The organism is Pseudomonas sp. SH10-3B, assembly GCF_019891415.1.
In the GTDB taxonomy this organism is placed as follows: domain Bacteria; phylum Pseudomonadota; class Gammaproteobacteria; order Pseudomonadales; family Pseudomonadaceae; genus Aquipseudomonas.
On record NZ_JAFLXD010000059.1, the window covers coordinates 1 to 21,751 of the forward strand.

Sequence of the window (21,751 nt, forward strand, 5' to 3'; positions counted from 1 at the left end):
AAACCAGGCGCAGAGGAGTGCCTGATACACCGCATTCGTCTTCATCAGGGGCGCTTCGCACCCCAACGCGGGACAAGCCCGCTCGCCACAGGTTACTTTTACCCGTTCTACTCCTTAACTGACTGGCATTAGGGCTTGCGCTGAGACGCAACGTCTCACGGTCTCATCGCGACCGCACACGTTCTGGCATGGCGCGTCTCGTTTGACCTCGATACCGACCATCCTTGGGGTTCCATTCGGCGGCTCTAAGAAAGGCGTATCCAGGCGTTTTTGCACAGCTGGCACTGGCCTTGCTCTAGCCCCTTGCAACCCACCCGGTGCGCGAGTGCCAACCGTTTCAAGGAGACTTCGCTATGAGCCTTTCGAGCAATTCGCAACGCAGCATGCGTGCCGCTGTCTGGCACGGTCGTAACGATATCCGCGTCGAAGACGTGCCGCTGCCCGTTTCGCCGCCTGCCGGTTGGGTGCAGATCCGCGTGCAATGGTGCGGCATTTGCGGGTCCGATCTGCATGAGTATGTGGCCGGACCGGTGTTCATCCCGGTTGACGCTCCGCACCCGCTGACCGGGATTAAGGGCCAGTGCATTCTCGGTCATGAGTTTTGTGGCGAGATCGTCGAACTCGGTGCCGGCGTGCAGGGCTTCAGCGTCGGCGAGCCGGTGGCGGCCGATGCCTGCCAACATTGCGGCACCTGCTATTACTGCACCCACGGGCTGTACAACATTTGCGAGAACCTGGCCTTTACCGGCCTGATGAACAACGGCGCCTTCGCCGAACTGGTCAACGTGCCCGCCAACCTGCTGTACAAGCTACCGGCGAACTTTCCAGCTGAAGCCGGCGCACTGATCGAGCCGCTGGCCGTCGGCATGCACGCGGTGAAAAAAGCCGGAAGCCTGCTCGGGCAAAACGTCGTGGTGGTCGGTGCCGGCACCATCGGCCTGTGTACCATCATGTGCGCCAAGGCGGCGGGCGCGGCGCAGGTGATCGCGCTGGAAATGTCCGGCGCGCGCAAGGCCAAGGCCCGGGAAGTGGGCGCGACCCATGTGCTCGATCCCAACGAATGCGATGCCCTGGCCGAAGTACGCCGCCTGACCGGCGGGCTCGGCGCGGATGTCAGTTTCGAATGCATCGGCAACAAACACACGGCCAAACTCGCCATCGACCTGATCCGCAAGGCCGGCAAGTGTGTACTGGTGGGCATCTTCGAAGAACCCAGCGAGTTCAACTTTTTCGAGTTGGTGGCCACGGAGAAACAGGTACTCGGCGCGCTGGCCTATAACGGTGAGTTCGCCGACGTGATTGCGTTTATCGCGGATGGGCGGCTGGACATCTCGCCGCTGGTCACGGGGCGCATTCAGCTGGAGGAGATCGTGGGCCAGGGCTTCGAGGAACTGGTTAAAAACAAGGAACACAATGTGAAGATCATTGTGTCGCCTGCTCGGGTCTGAAGCGTGGGCTGTGACCCCACTCCTGACTCCCCAAGCCAGACTGAGGAGGGGAGTGGGGGCAAGATTGTCGGTATGACGCTAAAAATCCTCGCAGCCGGCGGCCTTCAATCACGCATCCACGGGCCAGGTGCCGCGACGCACCATCTCCCGGACACGATCAGCGCCGTTGGCCCGAACCAGTAACTCCATGCGTGCTTTCTCGATGTCCTCGGCGCTCCATTGGTCGGTCGCCATCGTGGCTTTTTCATGGGACCAACCGTTGTCGTAGTGACGCACCACATACTGCTGCTGGTATTCCCACATCGACGTCCCGGGAATCGGCGTGACGATAAACGGGTTGGCGTACGCCATCCCGGCGCCCATGAGGTTGACCGCGTAATCGATGGTGCGGTCGATCAGTTCCAGGCTCTCAACAAAAGGCTTTTGCCCAGGCCCGCCGGGGGGATTGACGAACCCCAGCATGAACCCGCCGGTGACCTGAATGCCGTGCTCGGTAAAAATCTCGATGAGCTCGAACGTCGAGTGCTGGATCGCGTTAAGTCGGGATTTGTTGGAATTGACCAGGCTGTCTTCGTTCGCGCTCTCCACCGCGAGGTAGATGTTGTAGCAGCCATTTTCGGCAATCGAGCGAATGAACTTCCTGGCCGTGAGCCCGCCTTTTACTGCCTCGATCACATTGCGATATTGCGGGTTCTTGCGCTCCTTCTCATCCATCTGGTCGATGAAGCGTTCGCCCAAATGCAGCAGGATCAGGTTGAAAAGGCTCAACCCGCCTTCTTCGACCCAGGGCAAGTCATGTTTTTTCAGGAGCTTGCCAACCTCCATCGCATACAACGGGTCGTGCATCAGGTGATCGTCCTCGATCAGCACTTCAGTGACCCCTTGTTTCACCAGATCGGCCAGGTGCAGGTCAAACCAGTCCAGGCCAAGTGCACGCCAAGGGCCGTTGATTTTCGGGATGTAGCAGAAGTTACAGTTCACGTTGCAGCCAATCGTGGAGAATATCTGCGCCCAGGCGCCATGTTTGCGTACGCGTGCCCCTGAGGAGTGATAAGGTTGCAGGTAATGCTTCATGTCCAGAAAGCTGAAGTCCGGCAAGGGCATGACGCCCAGCCGCTCTTCGAGGTCCTGCCGCTTGGGGATGATGCTCAGGTAGCTGGACTTCTGGGTGGGCCGAATCAGTTGCCCCCGGCTGTCGCGGTACGCCACCCCAGGTACGGCATTGATGTCTGTGCCTTCGTGAGTCAAGGCATCCAGCAGCAGGGTAAAGGCGCGGTCAGCTTCATTGATCAGCGCAAAGTCGAAGGCCGAATCCAGCAGTGCGTTCTTCCAGTCACCACTGGAGTGAGCGCCGCCAGTGACCAGCACCAGGTTGGGATCGAGGGTTTTCACCAGCTCGGCCAACGCCCGTGCATTGCCCCATTGCACGGTGTAGTTGCACTGGATCCCGACAATATCGGGCTGCGCGGTTTCGATGATTTCGCGTATCTGCGTATCGGTCAGGCCGTAGCGGATCAGATGCCCTTGGTCGACCTTGACCAGGCTGTGCTCCTGGGACCAGCCGGCAAAGGGCGAATCGACGATCTGCACGTCATAACCGGCACGGCGGGCTACCGTGGCGATGCGCAACAGGCCGATAGGCGTACCGGCACGCTTCATCACTTCGAACGTATCAATGCCGATGCGGGCAAATGCGCTGTCGTGTGACGTGGGCTCGATCAGGCGTGTGTAGGGCGGCACAAACAGCAGCACACGAGGCGCCTCGCCATGGGCGCGACGACGGATGCCGGTTCGGCTGTTCAGCAACGATGGCTTTCCCAGATGACTGAGTAAGGGCCGCGTGGGTGCGACTGAAAAACTCGGCCCGTCGCTCTCGATCCTCATGGTTCCCTGCGAAGCTATCAAGTTCATTTCCCTGTCTCCTTACCCGTCGAGATCAACGCGAGGTCGTGCGTGAGCGTGAAGTGGCGATGACCGCCCCAGTAATGATCAACACCGCGGGAATCATCAAGATCGGCTTGGCATCGCTTTGCCCCACGGCAATCAGCAGCAGCGTGGAGAACAGCGGCGCCAGGTAAGACAGGGCGCCCAGCATCGATAGGTTTCCGTGCTTGGTCGCGTGGTCCCAGGCGAAAAAAGCCAGCCCCACCGGGCCCAAACCCAGGGCAATGATCGCCGCCCACTGGCCCGGCTCAGGCCGCACCGTGGTTTCGAACGCCAGGTGGCAGAGCCCCCCGGCCACAGCCACCAGCCCGCAAATACCCCCGACTATGCTGCTCGGAACATGGCTGAACCGCCGGTTGAACACCGAATAAATCGCCCAGACCCAGGCACACGCAAAGGCGGCGGCGTAACCGATAACCGGCATCGACGCACTGTCACTCCGGGCCCGCAGTTGCATGATGAAGGCCGTCCCCGCCAAGCCGAGCAAGGCGCCCAACAGCTGGCGCTTGCGCAGCGACTCGCCGGTGGCAAAGCTCGACAGCAGCACGATCAGCAGCGGCCACAGGTAGGCAATCAGGCTGGCTTCAGCCGCAGGCGCGGCCTTCAGGGCAAAGAAATACAACGCGTGATAGACGAAGATCCCGGCAAACCCCGTCGCCCACACAGACCACGGTTGGCGCCAACTGCTGAACCCTGCTGCGCCACGCATCCCCAGCACGCACAGGCTGGCCACGAACGCGACCGCGAAGCTCAAAGCCAGCAACTGAAAGGCCGGGATCCCGGCGGTCAAGGTGGTCAGAAGCGCCAGGCACGCCCACAAAAACACGGCAATCACCCCGATCAGCGTCGCACTGGCGGTGCCCTTGGCAAGGGTGATGGATGGGTTGGAAATGCTCATGCAAGCCCCGTCTGCGGATAATCCTCAAGCGGGAACAATAGAAAGGTCGAGAGAGCGAGTATTGATCAGGCCCGCCAAAGAATTGTTCGGGACTGCTGTTTTTTCAGTGATCTCGCCCTTGTTTTCGCACCACGGCCGGCGTCAGATGGCGGGCTTTCTTCAGGGCATGGGTTAACGCACTCTGGTCGGCGTACCCGGCGCGATGCGCAATATCAATGATCGACAAAGACGTTTGGCGCAGCAGGTCAATGGCCAGATTCAGACGCAAGTTCGCGATATGCGAGAACGGCGTTGTGTTCAGGTGCTGCCCAAACAGCACATACAAGCGCCGCTCACTGGTGCCCGCATAACGCGCAATATCATGCGCCGTCAGGGCCGTGCCCAAGTGCTGCTCGATGTAGGCCAGCGCGCGAGCAAGAATGAACTGACCGGGATCGCTCCGCGCAACCTCGGGCTGCAATAACGAACACAACAGCAACCGACTCCAGGACTCGGCCATCGCGAGCGAGCCGACCAACTGTGCCCCGTTGCAGCTGGCGTAATCGAGCAAATGCCGTATATCGGGCCTGACCGCAAAAAAGCGCTTGTCGTTGAGTGGGTCAAATGACGCAACCGTACCCTTCTGCGCCTCGCCACGCTCGGTCGAGACGTCCAGCACCAGGAAACGGTTATGGGTATTGGCCAGGAACGTATGCCGAGCCCCAGCAGAAATCACCACCCCCTGACTCGCATCGACCTTGCCACCTCGACCGTCGACCTCAATCTCCATCGACCCGGATTGAGGGAGCACGATTTGATGAAAGTCGTGCTGGTGAAGCTCGACCTGACCGGAGTAGGAGCGCAATGAGAGGGAGAGCGATTGGGGGGTGGGGGTGCTCATCCGTGAGTCTCCGGGGGTGAGGGGCTTAGCGTACGTTACTGTTGTGTTTGGATGCCAGACTGTATTTGGGGGGATTTTGGCTGGGGGGTGTTGTTATTGTTGGGTTTGGGGTTGTGTTTATGAGGACGCTAAGGCGCTTGATTAAAAGGCGCGACAGGGGGGATTCACGGGTCGTCAGAAACAAGAAGGCCCGCACGGGGCGGGCTTCTTGGGGGGGGCGTAGACTGTCTGAGATAGCCCGAGACTGCTATATGCCCGGCGCCGTTTGAACCTGGAGGTGATGTTGCCGTTTTCAGAGGGCTTGGTCTTCTTCGATTTTCCGAGGGATACACCAGGGGATACACGGTACTGTCTGCTGGGGTGTTTTCGGCCGGTTTCACGCTGGCTGAAAAAGCCGTCGAGATTCGTTGCTCCATCCCCGACGAGCGGTACCGCGATCTTGATAAACCCGCCGTGGGTGTAAAGAAGTGGTCATCATCGCCACTGCACTGATGGACCAGTCCAAAAGCGGCATGATTATCTAGCTCCTCACTTCTGAGGAGGTAGTGCTGTCGCGGTGTGGCACTTCCGCCGCACAGAGGCGTTCTTGATATTCCCCCGTGCCAGCACCACCCCGGAATAGGGTAGTGCCTTTCCTTTCCCTCGCTCTATGGAAGTCCTTATCGTTTGGATCTATGCTGGCCACCTGCGATCAAGGAGTGCTGAGTTATGCCCAAAGGAATGCCCACCGCAGCCCAGTTGTGGGAGGGGGATGTCTCCTTCTTCTCATTGGACACTGATCTCATCCAAAGCGCCGGCTACAATTTCGCTGAGGGCGCATTGAAGCAGTTACCCAGGCAGCTTCCGGACACAATGGCCCTGTATCTGTCTGACGTTGTTGTTCGCGAAATTGTGGCTCATCGGATGGTCAAAGTAATGGAGGCTGTTGGAAGCTTTAAAACGGCCTCGGGCAGCCTAAAGCGCCTTGCCACTGCACCGATGGAGCACATTGATGGATTATTCGACGGACTGGATGTAGAACGAACTGCTTCGAAAGCCTTCCGCGATGAAGTTGAGGCGTACGCTAATAGCTGCGGCGGTGGTGATGTCCTACCGGTTGCAGGGAGTAATCTGGCACAGCAGATGTTTAACCTCTATTTTGCTGGCGAAGCACCTTTTGCAAAGCGGAAAGATAAGAAATCAGAATTCCCTGATGCTGCTTCCCTGTTGTTGCTTGAAGGGCATGCAGAGGAAAAGCGCACGATGGGAATTGTTGCTTCCGGCGATGAAGGCTGGAGCACATTTGCAGATGAGTCGGATTATTTGTACTGCGTAAGATCTATTGAAGAGCTTGCTGCTTTATTTGCTGCAACCGATGAGCACGCTCAGGCTGTAGAGCAAAAAGTCATAGATGCTGTGAAAACGGATGGCTCCCCAGTCAAAGACGCAGTTAACGACGCGCTTGTCGAGCATGTGGTTAACGCTTCATGGAGCGCGGATAACGTGGTTAGCGGTACTGTGTCGCGTGTAGAGGCCGAAGTTAACGATGCGCAGCTCAGCTCTTTCGAAATTGATGCTGCCGAAGTCTGGTCGCTAAGTGATGATAAGGCAACATGGGTCATCGAGCTGGCAATTAAGGCCGAGGTCGATTTATCAGTATACGTCGATTTCTTCGCTTGGGATTCCATCGATCGTGAAGAGATTTCTATTGGCTCAGATTCATTTGCGTCATCGGTAGTCATTGAAGTCCAAGCTTATCTGACATGTTCCGGCGTGCAAGGCGACTCTTCTCCAGAAGACTGGGATATTGAAATCGATATTGCTCAAGGCAGTTACGACTGTGAGCCCATGGATGTCGAACCTGATTTTTTCGATTAAGTAATCTGAGCCCCCTATAGTTTGAGTGCTCGTTCATTGATGCGTGGTCGATTCTGGCGCGGGAATGAAGCGGGGGCTAGCAGACGACCTGCAGATGTCACCAGCGGAACGTGAGCAGCTACTTGGAATCCTGGGGCCGGACAGCCTGGCGCGCTGACCAGTTTTCGCTCCAGGGTGAACAATTCGTTCATCACCTGCTCCGACCTGCTGTCAGGTCGTTAGAAGCCCCGGAAAATACTTGACGGACGTCTAGCGCCAGCACGCCACCTTTAACTCTGTGAGCGGCATATTGCTTGGGCTGCGGGCAACTTGGCCGTGTTCTGTCGTCGGAAATCCGTCTAGGGCCTGTCTAGTATTGCCTGGGGCCCTAAGGGTTTGTCTGGCCCGGTATTTCACCACCCCATCCCGTCAGCAGGGCCTTGATATTGATCGAGCAATTACCTTGACGGGTACCTCTAGAATTCTTGACGAGGCTAAGGCTGGCCAATCTGCGCGAATGCCCGCAAAGCTTTGTCCTGCGTGGCTTTCAGCGATCCAACTGCTGGTGGCACCAGATAAATCCGTCAAGACCTGTCAAGAATTTCGTCAAGGTTGCGTCAAGGCTGGTCAAGGATTCTGGAGGCGTTTACCTGGTTCGATTCTGGGCCACTGGTCAAGCAAATGACCGTCGCGGCTCTCCCCGATTCTGGACGAGGTAGCTATCCGGTCGCCTACCAGATCTGCCGCCAGCCGGCGCACGCGTTGGTTCCTAGGCGGACTTGGATGATCCGCGGCCTCCACATATGTCCAGAGCCTGTCCAGAATCCGTCAGGGGTCTGTCAGGGGTATGAGACGGAAAAACCCTTAACTTTGACGGCCTCCGCACGGGGTTAGCCTCAGACGGCCACGCTCGCTGAATCCGTCTTATGCCTGTCTCACATTCGCCAGCGATTCGGTAAAGGCCGGGTAAAAGTAAGCGGGACATAAGGGGGTATCCGTCTGGGGGCCTTCAGGGGGATCAGTAGCACGTATACTTCGTAGGCGAGGGCGAGTACAGAACTTCTTACCCCCCACTGGGCGCGTTGTGCCATATGCGTTTTTCATTTTAGATATGAGTCAGGATTCAGCTTCGCTGATGGGAGCGGACTTACTAAGAGCGGGTTTTGTTTACGTCCGAAATTTTATCGTAGATTCGGGCTCTAGCCTTGACGCTTTTGTTCGTCTCTCCTGGGAATGCTCCTGTAGATCCCATCTTGATTAGATCGTTAGGCTCTGGTGCTCGATATCCATTCTCGTCGCAATGTCCGAGCAGCCAGTTATAGTTCGTGGCTATCAGAGTTTTCCATTGCTCTGTTATGTACTCAGCGTCAGTGGAAGATGTGCTGATCAACGACAGGGCAGTAAGCCTACGCTTGATGTCATCAATGTATAAAGGCAGTGTTTCAGCATACCGCAAGGAAATATAATCACTCAGTGAGGCCACGTATATGAGGACGTAGGGGAGTCTGCTGTAAAGAAATGACCACTGCCCTTCTATTTCTTCTTCCCCTGAAAATATAAAGTTCACGTTATGTGGCTCTGTTCTTAATGCATGATGCTCTGTGAATAAGTGCATCGCCTTATTGCATATTCCGTCAAAGCTATCTTGCTCCAATTTGTCATACCGAAGCTTTGCTAAATATTCGGCATCAAATTTATCCTGCTCGCCGATTATCTCTAGCACCTTTTGAATGCGCTTGGTATGCCCAGGTACGCCACCAGCATTTTGCGGGCGTAATTTCAGCGGATCTATAGAAAGCTTCTCGGCAAAATCTTCTTTATTTGCAATTACCGATTCGAGTAGATAAAGGCTTTCTTGCAAGGGCTTCCTAAGCAGCATGTAGGAAATAGCAAGCTTGCCTTTGCGGGAGGTCTCTAACGCCTCAAAAATACAGTGCAACATATCGGATAAAACAGCAGGGAAAACCAAGCTTACTAGTACATCTACCTTATCCTCCAATCGGCCGCTACTTTTGAACCATTCAAAGATGTCATCTGCCTCCTCAAAGGAAGCTTTATCTTCATGATTTTGAAATTTAATATTTTTTACGAACAGCCCAGCCTCCATACCAGATACAAGTAATTGAGCGATGACGTCATGTGCTGCAAAACATAGCTCAAATGCAGCATGGAATTTTTCAGGTAGGTGGGTGCTAGGTGCTTTGAGCCGTGGGTGCATAGACTTCACTCCTTCGATCCTATGGGCAGCATACAGCTTGCAACTGTGACCAATACGAGGTCCGAGGTAAAAGAAATTCGTAATGAGATAGGTTGGTCTTCGATTACCTTGTGGCATGTCCTGATTGTAGACTTTGTCCTTTTTATAAGTCGGCTTTCAGTGGAAACCACTACAAAACCCTGGAAACCATAGTGGAAACCAGCGCCTGGCAACCATAACTTTTCATAACAGGCTGGCCGCCTGGTTCGCACCAGGTTCGCGTAAGAGGGTGCGAACCAAAAGTGCGAACCTCCGCGCGAACCTGCTACTGGTACGTACCCGAACGCGTAGCAACCGTGCGCGTACCCAAGCGACGAGCCTTCGTCGTTGCTGGGCTGTTTACGCTGTTGCACGAGCATCACGCTGGTCCTGTGGTGCAGGAGATTCCCGGATTTTCTAGCAATCATAGGTTCAATAGGCGAAGACGAGACTTTGTGCTAAATAAACCCTTGCCAAGATGGCGTCGTGCTATCAAGCAAACTAAAAAGGACAAGGGAATGCAATTTGTCACTAATGGTCCTGACATCCCAGAGGAGCTATTGCAGGCTCATGAAGAAGGTCGGGTTGTCTTTTTCTGTGGTGCTGGGATTTCTTATCCTGCGGGGCTGCCAGGCTTCAAGGGATTGGTAGAGCAAATTTATAAACTGACCGGCACGGCGCTTACAGACATTGAGAAAGAGGTATTCAGTCAAGGTCAGTTTGATGCAACGCTAGATCTGCTAGAGCGACGACTGCCTGGACAGCGCCTCGCGGTAAGACTAGCTCTAGCAAATGTGCTTAAGCCTAAGCTTCGTCGCAAAGGCGCGACAGAGACACATGAAGCTTTGCTTACGTTGGCTCGGAGCCGCGAAGGAGCGTTGCGACTGGTCACAACTAACTTTGATCGCGTTTTCGATACCGCAGCAAAGCGCTCGCATCAGAGGTTCCAGGCATACTCTGCTCCGATGCTGCCTATTCCTAAAAAAAGTCGCTGGAATGGTCTCGTTTATCTGCATGGCCTACTACCAAAAAACACAGATGAAACGGCCTTAAATCGCTTAGTGATGACGAGCGGTGACTTTGGTTTGGCATATCTCACGGAGCGCTGGGCTGCGCGCTTCGTGAGCGAGTTGTTCCGAAACTATGTGGTTTGCTTTGTGGGATATAGCATCAATGATCCCGTCTTGCGCTACATGATGGATGCATTGGCTGCAGATCGAATGCTGGGGGAGATTACGCCACAGGCTTGGGCATTAGGAGACTGCGTGCCCGGGCAAGAACATCTCAAGAAAGTAGAGTGGGAGGCTAAGGGCGTTACCCCGATCCTTTACGACGTGATTGCCGATAGCCATGATCATTGGGCCCTGCATAAAACCTTACAGGCCTGGGCGGAAACTTACCGTGATGGTGTTACGGGTAAAGAGCGGATAGTCATAAACCATGCCCTAGCTCGACCATCTGCGAGCACACGCCAAGATGATTTTGTTGGTCGAATGCTATGGGCTTTGTCCGACAAGTCCGGACTGCCAGCTCGACAGTTTGCAATGTTTAATCCAGTTCCGTCACTTGATTGGTTGCTCGATGCTTTTTCCTTGGAGCGATATCAACACGGTGATCTGTCCCATTTTGGCGTTCCTCCGCGTGTCGAGGTTGATGCAAAGCTGCGCTTCAGTTTTGTTCGCCGCCCAGCCCCATACCCCCTTGCGCCAGCTCAGATGCTGGTTTCTGGAGGTCCTTCTGGGTCTCAATGGGATGAGGTGATGTTTTATATTGCCCGTTGGTTAGTCCGGCACCTAAATGATCCCCAGCTCGTTATTTGGATCGCCCAGCGAGGCGGGCAATTACATGAGCGTCTGCAGTTTCTGATCGAAGATCGCCTAAATGAGTTTGCTCGGTTGGAGCGTGAGGGTAAATCGGCAGAGCTGGACGAGATTCGCAAGCATGAGCCCAACGGAATCCCAGGTTCTTTAATGCGAACGCTTTGGCGTCTGTTACTCACTGGAAGGGTCAAGTCGCCTTGGCGCGAGCTAGACATTTATCGTTGGAAAGATCGCTTGAAATGGGACGGGCTGACTGCAACGCTGCGCTTGGAGTTGCGAGAACTACTTGCGCCTAAGGTTACATTGAAGAAGCCATTTCGATGGTATGAAGAGCCAAGTGTAAACGTCGAGCCCACTCGCCTTCGACAGATCGTAGATTGGGAAATAGTGCTGGCAACGGATCACGCTCAATCCACATTTCAAGACCTCTCGGGTGATGACTGGGCGTCCGCGCTGCCGTTGTTGTTAGAGGATTTTCAGCAACTACTGCGTGATGCATTAGATCTACTGTGCGAATTGGGCGAGGCGGATGATCGCAGCGATCGATCTTATTGGGACCTACCCTCGATTATTCCGCATCGTCAGAACCGTGGCTTTCGTGAGTGGGTTTCCTTAATCGAGCTTGTGCGAGATTCTTGGTTGGCAGTGCGCAAAACTGATGCCCTTCGCGCGCTGCGTATTGCCCAGGGATGGTTCGAAATCCCCTATCCCACATTCAAACGATTGGCTTTTTACGCTGGCGGCCAGGGTGGCTGTATTGCTCCAGAGCAATGGACAGAGTGGCTGTTGGCCGACGAAGCATGGTGGTTGTGGGCACCTGAAACCCAGCGGGAGGTTTTGCGTCTTCTTGTGTTGCAAGGCCAGTTATTGACGCATCCCGCACAAGGCCGGTTGGAGGAGGCAATTATGGTGGGACCTCCTCGTGAAATGTATAAAGAGGACCTCACCCCTGATAGATGGAAACATTTGGTCGAGCGCTCCGTATGGCTCCATCTTTCCAAGTTAAAGCTTTCCGGACTGGTGTTGGGGCCCATGGCTTCAGGACGTTTGGATGAGATTTCAATAGCCCACCCTCAGTGGGAATTGGCTACAAACGAGCGCGATGAGTTCTCCCATTGGATGAGCGGAACAGGAGATCCTGACTTTGACGAGCATCGAGAATTAGAAGTTGCACCGCGTAAGCGGGTAGACCTGGTGTGTTGGCTTCAGCAACCTGCTCCGGAACACCATTTCCGCCATGAAGATACTTGGCGCGAAGTCTGTCGAAAACACTTGCTGAATAGCCTTTACGCGTTGAGTGACTTAGCAGAAGCGGCAGTTTGGCCTGCAGAACGCTGGAAGGAGGCGCTATATGTCTGGAGCGAGCAGCGAAGGGCGCAGCAGTCGTGGAGATATGCGGCACCCATCGTACATGGAATGCCGGATGAGATTCTCTTGGAGCTTCCCCATGCCTTGGGCCGCTGGCTGCAAGAAATTTCCAAAGCTATTGGCCGACATGAGTTAATTTTTCTAGAGTTATGCAGCCGGTTATTGGCACTGCCGTTGGAGGCCGACTCGGGCATGATGCAGAATGGCGCACCACTCAACCAACCCGTTACGGAAGCGATCAATCATCCCGTAGGGCACGTCACACAGGCGATAATAAATTTCTGGTTCAAGCGTGGGCCGAATGATGGTGATTTTCTTCCGAGTGATATCGAGCCTATCTTCGCTCAGCTATGCGATGTAAGGGTCGACCGATTCCGTCACGGTCGCGTGTTGTTAGCTGCCTCTTTAATTGCTCTCTTCCGTGTGGATCGCCCGTGGACTGAGCAGTACCTATTGCCCTTGTTTAGCTGGACTACAAATCCAATAGAAGCCAAGGCCGTGTGGGAGGGTTTCCTGTGGTCACCTCGGCTTTATCGTCCACTACTAGTCGCATTCAAACCATATTTTCTTGAAACGGCAGATCATTATGTTGACTTGGGTGAGCACACCCAACAGTTTGCTGCATTTTTGACTTACGCTGCCTTAGAGCAGATTGATGGCTACACGGTGGAGGAGTTTCGGGCCGCTTTCGGTGCTTTACCTCAAGAAGGGCTTCAAGAATCGGCCCAAGCACTCTCGCAGGCGCTTGAAGGTGCTGCTGATCAACGCGAGGATTACTGGAGGAATCGAGTTCAGCCATTCTGGCAGCATATCTGGCCGAAAAACCGAGCGCTCGCAACCAGTGGTATAGCCGAGTCTTTGGTTAGATTAAGTATTGCTGCGGGCCCTGAGTTTTCGAGTGCGTTTTTGGCTGTACAGGATTGGTTGCTCCCGATAGAACATCCGCACTACGTAGTGCATCAATTATATGAGTCAGGATTATGCAATCGCTTTCCTATGGATGCCTTGCGACTTCTGAACGCAATAATTGATGATCAGCCGTGGGCTCCACGTGAGCTGCAGCAGTGTCTCAATGCGATAGCGCAGACAAGCCCTTTGCTGACTCATGAAGCCCAGTATCAGCGACTCACCGAGTACTCTCGTAGACGGGGAAGGTAATTCAGTAAAGGCGGCTCAACGGTCTTTTTTAAAAGGCCGTTGAAGTCCGCTTCAGCAAGAAAAAATAGCTTGAGCGTCTTCGACTTTCGCGTTGAGCATTAGCTCGACGGGGCACACCGACCTTCTACGGTGGATACCAGAGTGGATACCGCCCGATCTGGTCAGCGCCGGCGACTTAACAAAACTTAACCTTTTTTCAGGTCGAGAACTTGTCAAAACTTGACATCAAGCGCGCACCAGAACCTGACAAAACCTGACATTGGATCGAGTGCGGGGCCTGTCGCGATGTTGACAAATGTTGACGTCGGATCGGCCTGGAGTCGATGAGAGCGCTCGCGGACTGTTAGCAAAAGTTAGTCCCTTGGGAGGTTGGCCAACCCGTCACCCCGTTAACAATTATCAAGGTTGGCGGGCGTCGGGCCACTCGGTGAGATAGGTTTCGTTGCTCAATGGTACGAATTGCTGGGCAATCGGAAGCTTGAGTAGGCTTCGCGTTCGATCTACTACGGAGGCGATCTCTGAAGTAAATAATTTTTGATCATGAGCCATCGAAGCCAACTGCGCCGCTCGGTCCTGTAGTGATCTCATCCATTGAGCCTTGGGCTCTTCTTTCGCAATTCTAGAAAACTGATATTCCGCGATGTCGGCTTTGCCAGAGGCACGGTGTCGGCTAAAGGGCTGCGTTTTATCTCGCTGCGCTTCATTTTCCTTGTACCCCTCAGTTTCAATTATTTCAGAAGGTACATGAAGGGATACACGAGGGGAATATATAGGGAGAGGCAAGGAGAGATAGCCAGAAACAAGAAAGCCCGCACAAGGCGGGCTTCTTAGGGTGTTTCGTAGACTGTCTGAGACAACCAGAAACTAGTATGTGGTGCACCCGGCGGGATTCGAACCCACGACCCCTGCCTTCGGAGGGCAGTACTCTATCCAGCTGAGCTACGGATGCTTGTGCGGGCGACATCATACCCATGTCGACCTTGGGCGTCCATGCCGGTCTTTGGCCGTTCAAACGTAGGCATTTGCCGCGCGGAGGCCCTGCGCCGGGCGCCGTTGGTCAACGCGGCGGAACGCGCTCAAATCACGCTGATCAGAAAAATCCGGCAAATGCGCCGTTTTCGTTCTTTTTTTCGAACAGACTATTGCCCTGTACCCCCATTGATCCTAGGATTCGTTTGAGATTTCAAACGCTCTGTCTCTCGTGCGCTATTTATTGATCGCGCGCGCGGGGGCTGATTTCCCTGACGGCAGCCCACAAGGCGCCTTTCAACAACTCTAATTCGCTCCGCGTGCGCGCGGTGCTGTTAAGGAAAGCCGACATGCAGCTCAAAGATTCCCTGTTGTTCCGCCAGCAAGCCTTTATCGATGGCGCTTGGGTGGATGCGGACAACGGTCAGACCATCAAGGTCAACAACCCTGCCACGGGCGAGATTATCGGCACCGTGCCAAAGATGGGCGCTGCGGAAACCCGTCGCGCTATCGAAGCTGCCGACAAGGCGCTGCCGGCCTGGCGTGCGCTGACCGCCAAGGAGCGCGCCAACAAGCTGCGCCGTTGGTTTGAGCTGCTGATCGAAAACCAGGACGACCTCGGTCGCCTGATGACCCTGGAACAAGGCAAGCCGCTGGCTGAAGCCAAGGGCGAAATCGTCTACGCCGCGTCCTTTATCGAGTGGTTTGCCGAAGAAGCCAAGCGCATCTATGGCGACGTGATCCCCGGCCACCAGCCCGACAAGCGCCTGATCGTGATCAAGCAGCCTATCGGCGTGACCGCCGCCATCACTCCGTGGAACTTCCCGGCCGCGATGATCACCCGTAAAGCCGGCCCGGCCTTGGCCGCCGGTTGCACCATGGTGATCAAGCCTGCTTCGCAAACCCCGTTCTCGGCCCTGGCCCTGGTTGAGCTGGCGCACCGTGCCGGTATCCCGAAAGGCGTGCTGAGCGTGGTTACCGGCAGCGCCGGCGACATCGGCGGCGAGCTGACCAGCAACCCGATCGTGCGTAAATTGTCCTTCACCGGCTCGACCGAAATCGGTCGCCAGTTGATGGCCGAATGCGCCAAGGACATCAAGAAAGTTTCCCTGGAACTGGGCGGCAACGCGCCGTTCATCGTGTTCGACGACGCGGACCTGGATAAGGCCGTCGAAGGCGCGATCATCTCCAAGTACCGCAACAACGGCCAGACCTGCGTCTGCGCCAACCGCCTGTACATCCAGGATTCGGTGTACGACGCGTTCGCCGAAAAACTGAAAGTGGCGGTGGCCAAATTGAAGATCGGCAACGGTCTGGAAGAAGGCACCACCACTGGCCCGCTGATCGACGAAAAAGCCGTGGCCAAGGTCCAGGAACACATCGCCGACGCCCTGAGCAAAGGCGCCAAGCTGTTGGCCGGTGGCAAGGTCATGGAAGGCAACTTCTTTGAACCGACTATCCTGGTCGACGTGCCGAAAAACGCCGCCGTTGCCAAAGAAGAAACCTTCGGCCCGCTGGCGCCGCTGTTCCGCTTCAAAGACGAAGCTGAAGTGATCGCGATGTCCAACGACACCGAGTTCGGCCTGGCTTCCTACTTCTACGCCCGCGACCTGGGCCGTGTGTTCCGTGTGGCCGAGGCCCTGGAATACGGCATGGTCGGGGTCAACACCGGGTTGATCTCCAACGAAGTGGCGCCGTTCGGCGGCATCAAGGCCTCGGGCCTGGGCCGTGAAGGCTCCAAGTACGGGATCGAGGATTATCTGGAAATCAAATACCTCTGCCTGGGCATCTAAGCCGGGAAGGGATTGCAGTAAACGCAAAGGGCACGAGAGCGCTGACCCTTTGCGTGTTTCACACCGTTATTCGTAGTGGCCGGGAAAGCTGTGGCAGTCGATCATCGCATGCTGCCGTAGTTGCCTCCCCGTCACGTATTCCTTGAACAACGCCACCCGATGAGTGGCGAATGAGGACTTTATGAGCAAGACCAACGCTTCCCTGATGAAACGCCGCGAAGCCGCTGTACCGCGCGGTGTTGGCCAGATTCACCCGATCTTCGCCGAATCCGCGAAGAACGCCACAGTGACCGACGTTGAAGGTCGCGAGTTCATCGACTTCGCCGGCGGTATCGCCGTGCTGAACACCGGCCACGTGCACCCGAAAATCATCGCCGCCGTGACCGAGCAGCTGAACAAGCTGACCCACACGTGCTTCCAGGTACTGGCCTACGAGCCGTACGTAGAAGTGTGCGAAAAAGTGAACGCCAAGGTCCCAGGCGATTTCGCCAAGAAAACCCTGCTGGTCACCACCGGTTCCGAAGCCGTTGAAAACGCCGTGAAAATCGCCCGTGCCGCGACTGGCCGTGCTGGCGTGATCGCCTTCACCGGCGCCTACCACGGCCGCACCATGATGACCCTGGGTCTGACCGGTAAAGTCGTGCCTTACTCGGCCGGCATGGGCCTGATGCCCGGCGGCGTGTTCCGCGCACTGTACCCGAACGAACTGCACGGTGTCAGCGACGACGACTCCATCGCCAGCATCGAGCGCATCTTCAAGAACGATGCCGAGCCGCGTGATATCGCCGCCATCATCATCGAGCCGGTACAGGGCGAAGGCGGTTTCTACGTCGCGCCGAAGCCATTCATGAAGCGCCTGCGCGAACTGTGTGACAAGCACGGCATCCTGCTGATCGCCGACGAAGTGCAAACCGGTGCCGGCCGTACCGGTACCTTCTTCGCCATGGAACAGATGGGCGTTGCCGCCGACCTGACCACCTTCGCCAAATCCATCGCTGGCGGTTTCCCGCTGGCCGGTGTGTGCGGCAAGGCCGAGTACATGGACGCCATTGCCCCAGGTGGCCTGGGCGGCACCTACGCCGGTAGCCCGATCGCTTGCGCCGCTGCGTTGGCGGTGATGGAAGTGTTCGAAGAAGAGCACCTGCTGGACCGCTGCAAGGCTGTCGGCGAGCGCCTGGTGACTGGCCTCAAGGCGATTCAAGCCAAGTACCCGGTGATCGGCGATGTGCGTGCCCTGGGCGCGATGATCGCGGTCGAGTTGTTTGAAGACGGCGACAGCCACAAGCCAAACGCTGCTGCTGTTGCGGCCGTGGTGGCCAAGGCGCGTGACAAGGGCCTGATCCTGCTGTCCTGCGGCACCTACGGCAACGTGTTGCGCGTACTGGTCCCGCTGACCGCACCGGACGAGCTGTTGGACAAAGGCCTGGCAATCATCGAAGAGTGCTTCTCCGAGCTGTAACACAGGCCCTGTAGGAGCGAGCTTGCTCGCGAAAAACGCCCAGGCACCGCGCTATTCTGGTTGCCCGCGTTATCGTTGACGGTCTTCGCGAGCAAGCTCGCGCCTACAAACAACAAAAAACCGCTTCGGCGGTTTTTTTGTGCCCCAACATTTTACGCAGTCGGCGTCATTGTCTAAGGTTGCAAGCATTGCCGATGGAGCGTGCTGGATGACTGCTGTTGATTTGCCGGCTGTACCCCGAGTGTTGATTGCCGAGGCGGACCCTTGGTCACGGGATCTGCTCAAGCAAGTGTTGTTGAATGTGCGCTGCGACGCGCGGCTGGATGTGTGTGCCGATGGGCAGCAGGCCGCCACGCTGCTGCGGGAAAAGGCCTACGACTTGATCCTGGCGGATTGGGAGCTGCCGGGCATCGATGGCCTCAGCTTGTTGCGCAACGTGCGTCAGACGCGCCGCGCGCCCGCGCTGCCGTTCATTCTGCTGAGCAGCCGCAATGACAGCGCCAGTGTGCGCGAAGCCCTGCCCCTGGCGCCCACGGCGTACCTCACCAAACCCCTGAACATGGAAAGCCTGACCCAGCGCCTGCAGGACCTGCTGCTTAACGAAGGCGAAAACGTGTACTGCGAGATTCCGTCGCTGGCGCCTGGCATGACGTTGCCCGTGTTCCTCGAACGCCGTCGCGAAGCGTCCGATGGCGCGCCGTTGCGGGTCGATGTGAAAGCCGCCGTGCAAGCCAGCCTCGGGCCCGACGGCTTGGACCTCAAGCACCTGGAAGACCAGGTGCGCATGGACCCGCAAATCACCGCCGTGCTGATCGCCGCTGCCAACAGCGCCGGCCATCACGGCTCGCCGGTGCAAACCCTGCCCGAGGCGTTGCACAAGCTCGTCGCCGGGCAAAGCATGAACCTGATCCTCGGCCTGGCCCTCAAGCACAACGTGGTATTGGGTGACCCGGGCCTGGTGGCGTACGCCGAGCGCCATTGGCAATTGTCCCAAGACACCGCCGACTATGCTCGGGGCCTCGCGCGTATGTTTGGGCTGGACGACGAGCGTTGTTACTGCGCCGGCATCCTGCACCGGTTAGGCGACCTGGCGTTGTTGCGCTGCCTGGAAGAGTGGCGCCAAGGCGGCGGGGCGCTGGATGACGAAGCGATTGGCGAGTCCCTCTACACCTTTGGCGCCGCCTATGGCTCAGCCCTGCGCGCCCGGTGGCGGTTGCCATTGGAGTTGCGCCAATTGATTGCGGCGACCTATTCCCTGGAGGGCGGGGTGTACGCCCGGGATGCGCTGGTGGTGAACCTGGCTGCGCAAATGGCTCGTTTGACCGAGCATGAAGGGCTGGAAGAGCTGGCCCGCGGCAAGACCGCGCGCTTGCTGAAGATTGGTTTGTCGGAGCTGATGAGGCTGCGCAAGCCTTAGAGAACAATGAAGTTCTAACCCGCAATCACACGATTCTTGCCCAGGCGCTTGGCCTCATACATCGCGGCATCGGCGCGGGCGAACAGGCTGTCCAGGGTTGAGTCTTCCTCGGTCAGGCTGGCCAGTCCCTGGCTGATGGTCACGCCGAACGTCTGGCCTTCGTAGCTGAAACTCAGCTCCTGGATCTCCCGGCCCAGGCGCTCAGCCACTTGCAGGGCCATCTCCGGCGCGCAACCCGGCAACACGGCCGCGAATTCTTCGCCGCCAATGCGCCCGAACAGATCGCCACGGCGCAACACCCCGCGACCGCTCTCGGCGATACGCCGCAGCACCTGGTCGCCCTCCAGGTGGCCGTAGGTGTCGTTCACGTCCTTGAAGTCATCAATGTCCAGCAACAGGAAGGCCAGCGGTGCACCTTGGGCGCAGGCGCTGTCGAAGGCCTGGTTGGCGCATTCGAAGAAGTGCCGGCGGTTGCTGCTCTGGGTCAGCACGTCGGTGGTGGCGAGACGGTGCAACTCCAGTTCCAGCTGCTTTTTTTCAGTGATGTCCTCGGCGATGCCGACGACGATCACCGGTTCGCCGGGCTCGACCTGTTGGTTGATGTAGCACTTGTCGCTCAGCCAGCGGATCTGCCCGTCGGCGGTGATAATGCGGTACTCGCGGTCCTCCACGGCGCCCAGCTCAAGCACACGGGCCAGGCTGTGTTCGGCGTAGTCGAGGTCTTCGGGGTGAATGCTGTTGCGCCATTCCCGGTGGTCGGCCAGTAACAGGCCGGCGGAGCGTCCGAAAATCCGCTCATACGCCGGGCTCACGTAGAGCACGCGGCGGGTTTGCCAATCGATGGCCCACAGCACGGCGTTCACGCTGACCAGCAGAGAACTGAGCAGTTGTTCGCGCTCACTCAGCCGCTCGACTTCACCCTGGGCGTGCATCAGCGCCAGCAGGGTCGCCGCAGCTGCTGGGCGCGGCGGCTCAGCAGTGGGCGTATCGGGTAAGCAGGACTTTTCGTGAACCATCGGTACAACTCTCTCTGGGCGCGCCGCAAGATCGAGCAGCGGTCACTACAAGGGGTCACCATGATGGCGAAGTGTTCATTGAGAGAGGGGAATTGCAGTGAAGTTCCGTCAACAGGCGCGATTGACGGTGTCCGAGAAATGACGCCAAAAAGCTGATGGGCGGGAGGGAAGGCCCTCCCGCCATGTTGTCATACGGATGCAGGTCGCAGTGAGTAGGTCTTCAATTGGTGGGCAAAATCCCGCAGGGACTGGATGCCGCTGGCCTCGGCCTCGTGTACCCATTCCTTGATGGCGGCCAGCATGTCATGGCCGTTGGAACTGGTCTTGAGCCAGATCTGCTGCAGTGCCAGGCGTTTTTCATAGATCACTTTCAGGGCCTGGCTGTGTTCCAGCATGCTCTGGATACGCAGGTGGTGACGGTCATCCAGCAGGCTGGTTTCCCGCGACAGCAGGCGCTTGGCGCGGTGGAACTGGTGGCGCACCGAATGATCGACCTTCTCCAGCTCCTGCTTGACCAGCGGGCCAATCACCAACTTGCGGTACTGGGCCATGATCTGGAAGCGGTTGTTGAGGATCGCCATGGCGGTGTCCATGTCCAGGTGGCCCTTGCCTTCCACGCGGTGGGCAATCGGTGCTACACGCTGCACCTTGGCCAGGCGCAGGAAGCTGAACACCTTGATCCACGCCCAACCCAGGTCGAATTCCCACTTCTTCACCGACAGCTTGGCCGAGTTGGGGTAAGTGTGGTGGTTGTTGTGCAGCTCTTCGCCGCCGACGATGATGCCCCACGGCACCAGGTTGGTGGCGGCGTCACGGCATTCGAAGTTGCGATAGCCCACGGCATGGCCCAGGCCATTGATCACACCGGCGGCCCAGAATGGAATCCACATCATCTGGATCGCCCAGATGGTGATGCCGATGGTGCCGAACAGCAGCAGGTCGATCACACCCATGATCGCCACGCCAAGCAGCGGGTAGGGGGTGTAGATCTTGCGCTCGATCCAGTCGTCCGGGCAGTTCTTGCCGTAGATACGCAGGGTCTCCGGGTTTTCGGCCTCGGTGCGATACAGTTCGGCGCCTTTGCGCAGTACGGTAGACAGGCCCTTGATCACCGGACTGTGCGGGTCGTCGACGGTTTCGCATTTGGCGTGGTGCTTGCGGTGGATGGCAGTCCACTCGCGGGTGTTCTGCGCCGTGGTCAACCACAGCCAGAAGCGGAAGAAGTGTTTCAGGCCAGCATTGAGCTCCAGGGAGCGATGGGCTGAATAGCGGTGCAGATAGACCGTGACCGCAACGATGGTCACGTGGGTCATCAACAGAGTGACTGCCACCAGTTGCCAGGCTGACAGGTCAAGAAAACCGTTGTACCACATAGGCTGTATGGCCCTCAGATAAAGAAAAGAACAGCTCACGCATTATCACTAAGCCTACAGAGAAAACCAGCGGCCCTTTCAGATAAGACTTACGAGATGTTACATATCCTATAATCCACAGTCTTTGTAGGACAAT

12 protein-coding genes and 1 tRNA gene are annotated in these 21,751 nt (G+C 56.8%); 6 read left to right on the forward strand and 7 right to left on the reverse strand.

Annotated elements, in window-relative coordinates; translation table 11 throughout:
* Positions 1-383 precede the first annotated feature (383 nt).
* Positions 384-1,448 (forward strand): 2,3-butanediol dehydrogenase, encoded by a 1,065-nt coding sequence (locus tag J1G35_RS27685; protein WP_262417447.1) that lies wholly within the window; start codon positions 384-386, stop codon positions 1,446-1,448.
* Between the two features lie 108 nt (positions 1,449-1,556).
* Here J1G35_RS27685 and J1G35_RS27690 read toward each other — a convergent pair whose 3' ends face one another.
* The 3 genes from J1G35_RS27690 to J1G35_RS27700 all read right to left on the reverse strand — a co-directional run bounded on the left by J1G35_RS27690 (position 1,557) and on the right by J1G35_RS27700 (position 5,170).
* A complete protein-coding gene (locus J1G35_RS27690) occupies positions 1,557-3,254 on the reverse strand; it encodes a cobalamin-dependent protein (protein ID WP_256243924.1) in 1,698 nt (565 codons plus the stop codon).
* Positions 3,255-3,384: 130 nt separating this feature from the next.
* Positions 3,385-4,290: a DMT family transporter gene (locus tag J1G35_RS27695; RefSeq protein ID WP_223016578.1), complete on the reverse strand. Its 906-nt coding sequence runs from the start codon at positions 4,288-4,290 to the stop codon at positions 3,385-3,387.
* A gap of 103 nt (positions 4,291-4,393) precedes the next feature.
* Positions 4,394-5,170 (reverse strand): AraC family transcriptional regulator, encoded by a 777-nt coding sequence (locus J1G35_RS27700; RefSeq protein ID WP_223016579.1) that lies wholly within the window; start codon positions 5,168-5,170, stop codon positions 4,394-4,396.
* A 708-nt stretch (positions 5,171-5,878) separates the two neighbouring features.
* Between J1G35_RS27700 and J1G35_RS27705 the strand changes: the two genes are divergently transcribed.
* Positions 5,879-7,027 carry a PIN domain-containing protein gene (locus J1G35_RS27705; protein ID WP_223016580.1) on the forward strand — a complete coding sequence of 383 codons (1,149 nt, stop codon included), beginning with the start codon at positions 5,879-5,881 and terminating at the stop codon, positions 7,025-7,027.
* A gap of 1,129 nt (positions 7,028-8,156) precedes the next feature.
* On the opposite strand, the gene J1G35_RS27710 is transcribed toward J1G35_RS27705, so the two are convergent.
* On the reverse strand, positions 8,157-9,224 hold the full coding sequence (locus tag J1G35_RS27710; protein ID WP_223016581.1) for a hypothetical protein: 1,068 nt from the start codon (positions 9,222-9,224) through the stop codon (positions 8,157-8,159).
* Between the two features lie 536 nt (positions 9,225-9,760).
* Here J1G35_RS27710 and dsr1 point away from each other — a divergent pair.
* Positions 9,761-13,588 (forward strand): anti-phage defense-associated sirtuin Dsr1, encoded by a 3,828-nt coding sequence (gene dsr1, locus J1G35_RS27715; RefSeq protein WP_223016582.1) that lies wholly within the window; start codon positions 9,761-9,763, stop codon positions 13,586-13,588.
* Positions 13,589-14,460: 872 nt separating this feature from the next.
* On the opposite strand, the gene J1G35_RS27720 is transcribed toward dsr1, so the two are convergent.
* A tRNA-Arg gene (locus J1G35_RS27720) sits at positions 14,461-14,537 on the reverse strand.
* 370 nt (positions 14,538-14,907) lie between these two features.
* Here J1G35_RS27720 and gabD point away from each other — a divergent pair.
* The 3 genes from gabD (at position 14,908) to J1G35_RS27735 (ending at position 19,226) form a co-directional block, all read left to right on the forward strand.
* Entirely contained in the window at positions 14,908-16,350 is a 1,443-nt protein-coding gene (gabD, locus tag J1G35_RS27725) for an NADP-dependent succinate-semialdehyde dehydrogenase (protein WP_223016583.1), read from the forward strand.
* Between the two features lie 181 nt (positions 16,351-16,531).
* Positions 16,532-17,809 carry a 4-aminobutyrate--2-oxoglutarate transaminase gene (gene gabT / locus J1G35_RS27730; protein ID WP_053137701.1) on the forward strand — a complete coding sequence of 426 codons (1,278 nt, stop codon included), beginning with the start codon at positions 16,532-16,534 and terminating at the stop codon, positions 17,807-17,809.
* 208 nt (positions 17,810-18,017) lie between these two features.
* Positions 18,018-19,226 (forward strand): HDOD domain-containing protein, encoded by a 1,209-nt coding sequence (locus J1G35_RS27735; protein WP_223016584.1) that lies wholly within the window; start codon positions 18,018-18,020, stop codon positions 19,224-19,226.
* Positions 19,227-19,240: 14 nt separating this feature from the next.
* Here J1G35_RS27735 and J1G35_RS27740 read toward each other — a convergent pair whose 3' ends face one another.
* Positions 19,241-20,242 carry a sensor domain-containing diguanylate cyclase gene (locus J1G35_RS27740; protein WP_053137697.1) on the reverse strand — a complete coding sequence of 334 codons (1,002 nt, stop codon included), beginning with the start codon at positions 20,240-20,242 and terminating at the stop codon, positions 19,241-19,243.
* 188 nt (positions 20,243-20,430) lie between these two features.
* Complete coding sequence (desA, locus tag J1G35_RS27745; protein WP_053137693.1) at positions 20,431-21,615, reverse strand: delta-9 fatty acid desaturase DesA; 1,185 nt, start codon at positions 21,613-21,615, stop codon at positions 20,431-20,433.
* Between the last annotated feature and the right edge of the window lie 136 nt (positions 21,616-21,751).

Excerpts from the sequence above, each read along its gene's own strand:
- J1G35_RS27685 (WP_262417447.1), top strand. The coding sequence starts at position 384 with ATGCGTGCCGCTGTCTGGCACGGTCGTAACGATATCCGCGTCGAAGAC.
- J1G35_RS27695 (WP_223016578.1), bottom strand. The coding sequence starts at position 4,290 with ATGAGCATTTCCAACCCATCCATCACCCTTGCCAAGGGCACCGCCAGT.
- J1G35_RS27700 (WP_223016579.1), bottom strand. The coding sequence starts at position 5,170 with ATGAGCACCCCCACCCCCCAATCGCTCTCCCTCTCATTGCGCTCCTAC.
- J1G35_RS27705 (WP_223016580.1), top strand. The coding sequence starts at position 5,879 with ATGCCCAAAGGAATGCCCACCGCAGCCCAGTTGTGGGAGGGGGATGTC.
- J1G35_RS27710 (WP_223016581.1), bottom strand. The coding sequence starts at position 9,224 with ATGCACCCACGGCTCAAAGCACCTAGCACCCACCTACCTGAAAAATTC.
- dsr1 (WP_223016582.1), top strand. The coding sequence starts at position 9,761 with ATGCAATTTGTCACTAATGGTCCTGACATCCCAGAGGAGCTATTGCAG.
- gabD (WP_223016583.1), top strand. The coding sequence starts at position 14,908 with ATGCAGCTCAAAGATTCCCTGTTGTTCCGCCAGCAAGCCTTTATCGAT.
- gabT (WP_053137701.1), top strand. The coding sequence starts at position 16,532 with ATGAGCAAGACCAACGCTTCCCTGATGAAACGCCGCGAAGCCGCTGTA.
- J1G35_RS27735 (WP_223016584.1), top strand. The coding sequence starts at position 18,018 with ATGACTGCTGTTGATTTGCCGGCTGTACCCCGAGTGTTGATTGCCGAG.
- J1G35_RS27740 (WP_053137697.1), bottom strand. The coding sequence starts at position 20,242 with ATGGTTCACGAAAAGTCCTGCTTACCCGATACGCCCACTGCTGAGCCG.
- desA (WP_053137693.1), bottom strand. The coding sequence starts at position 21,615 with ATGTGGTACAACGGTTTTCTTGACCTGTCAGCCTGGCAACTGGTGGCA.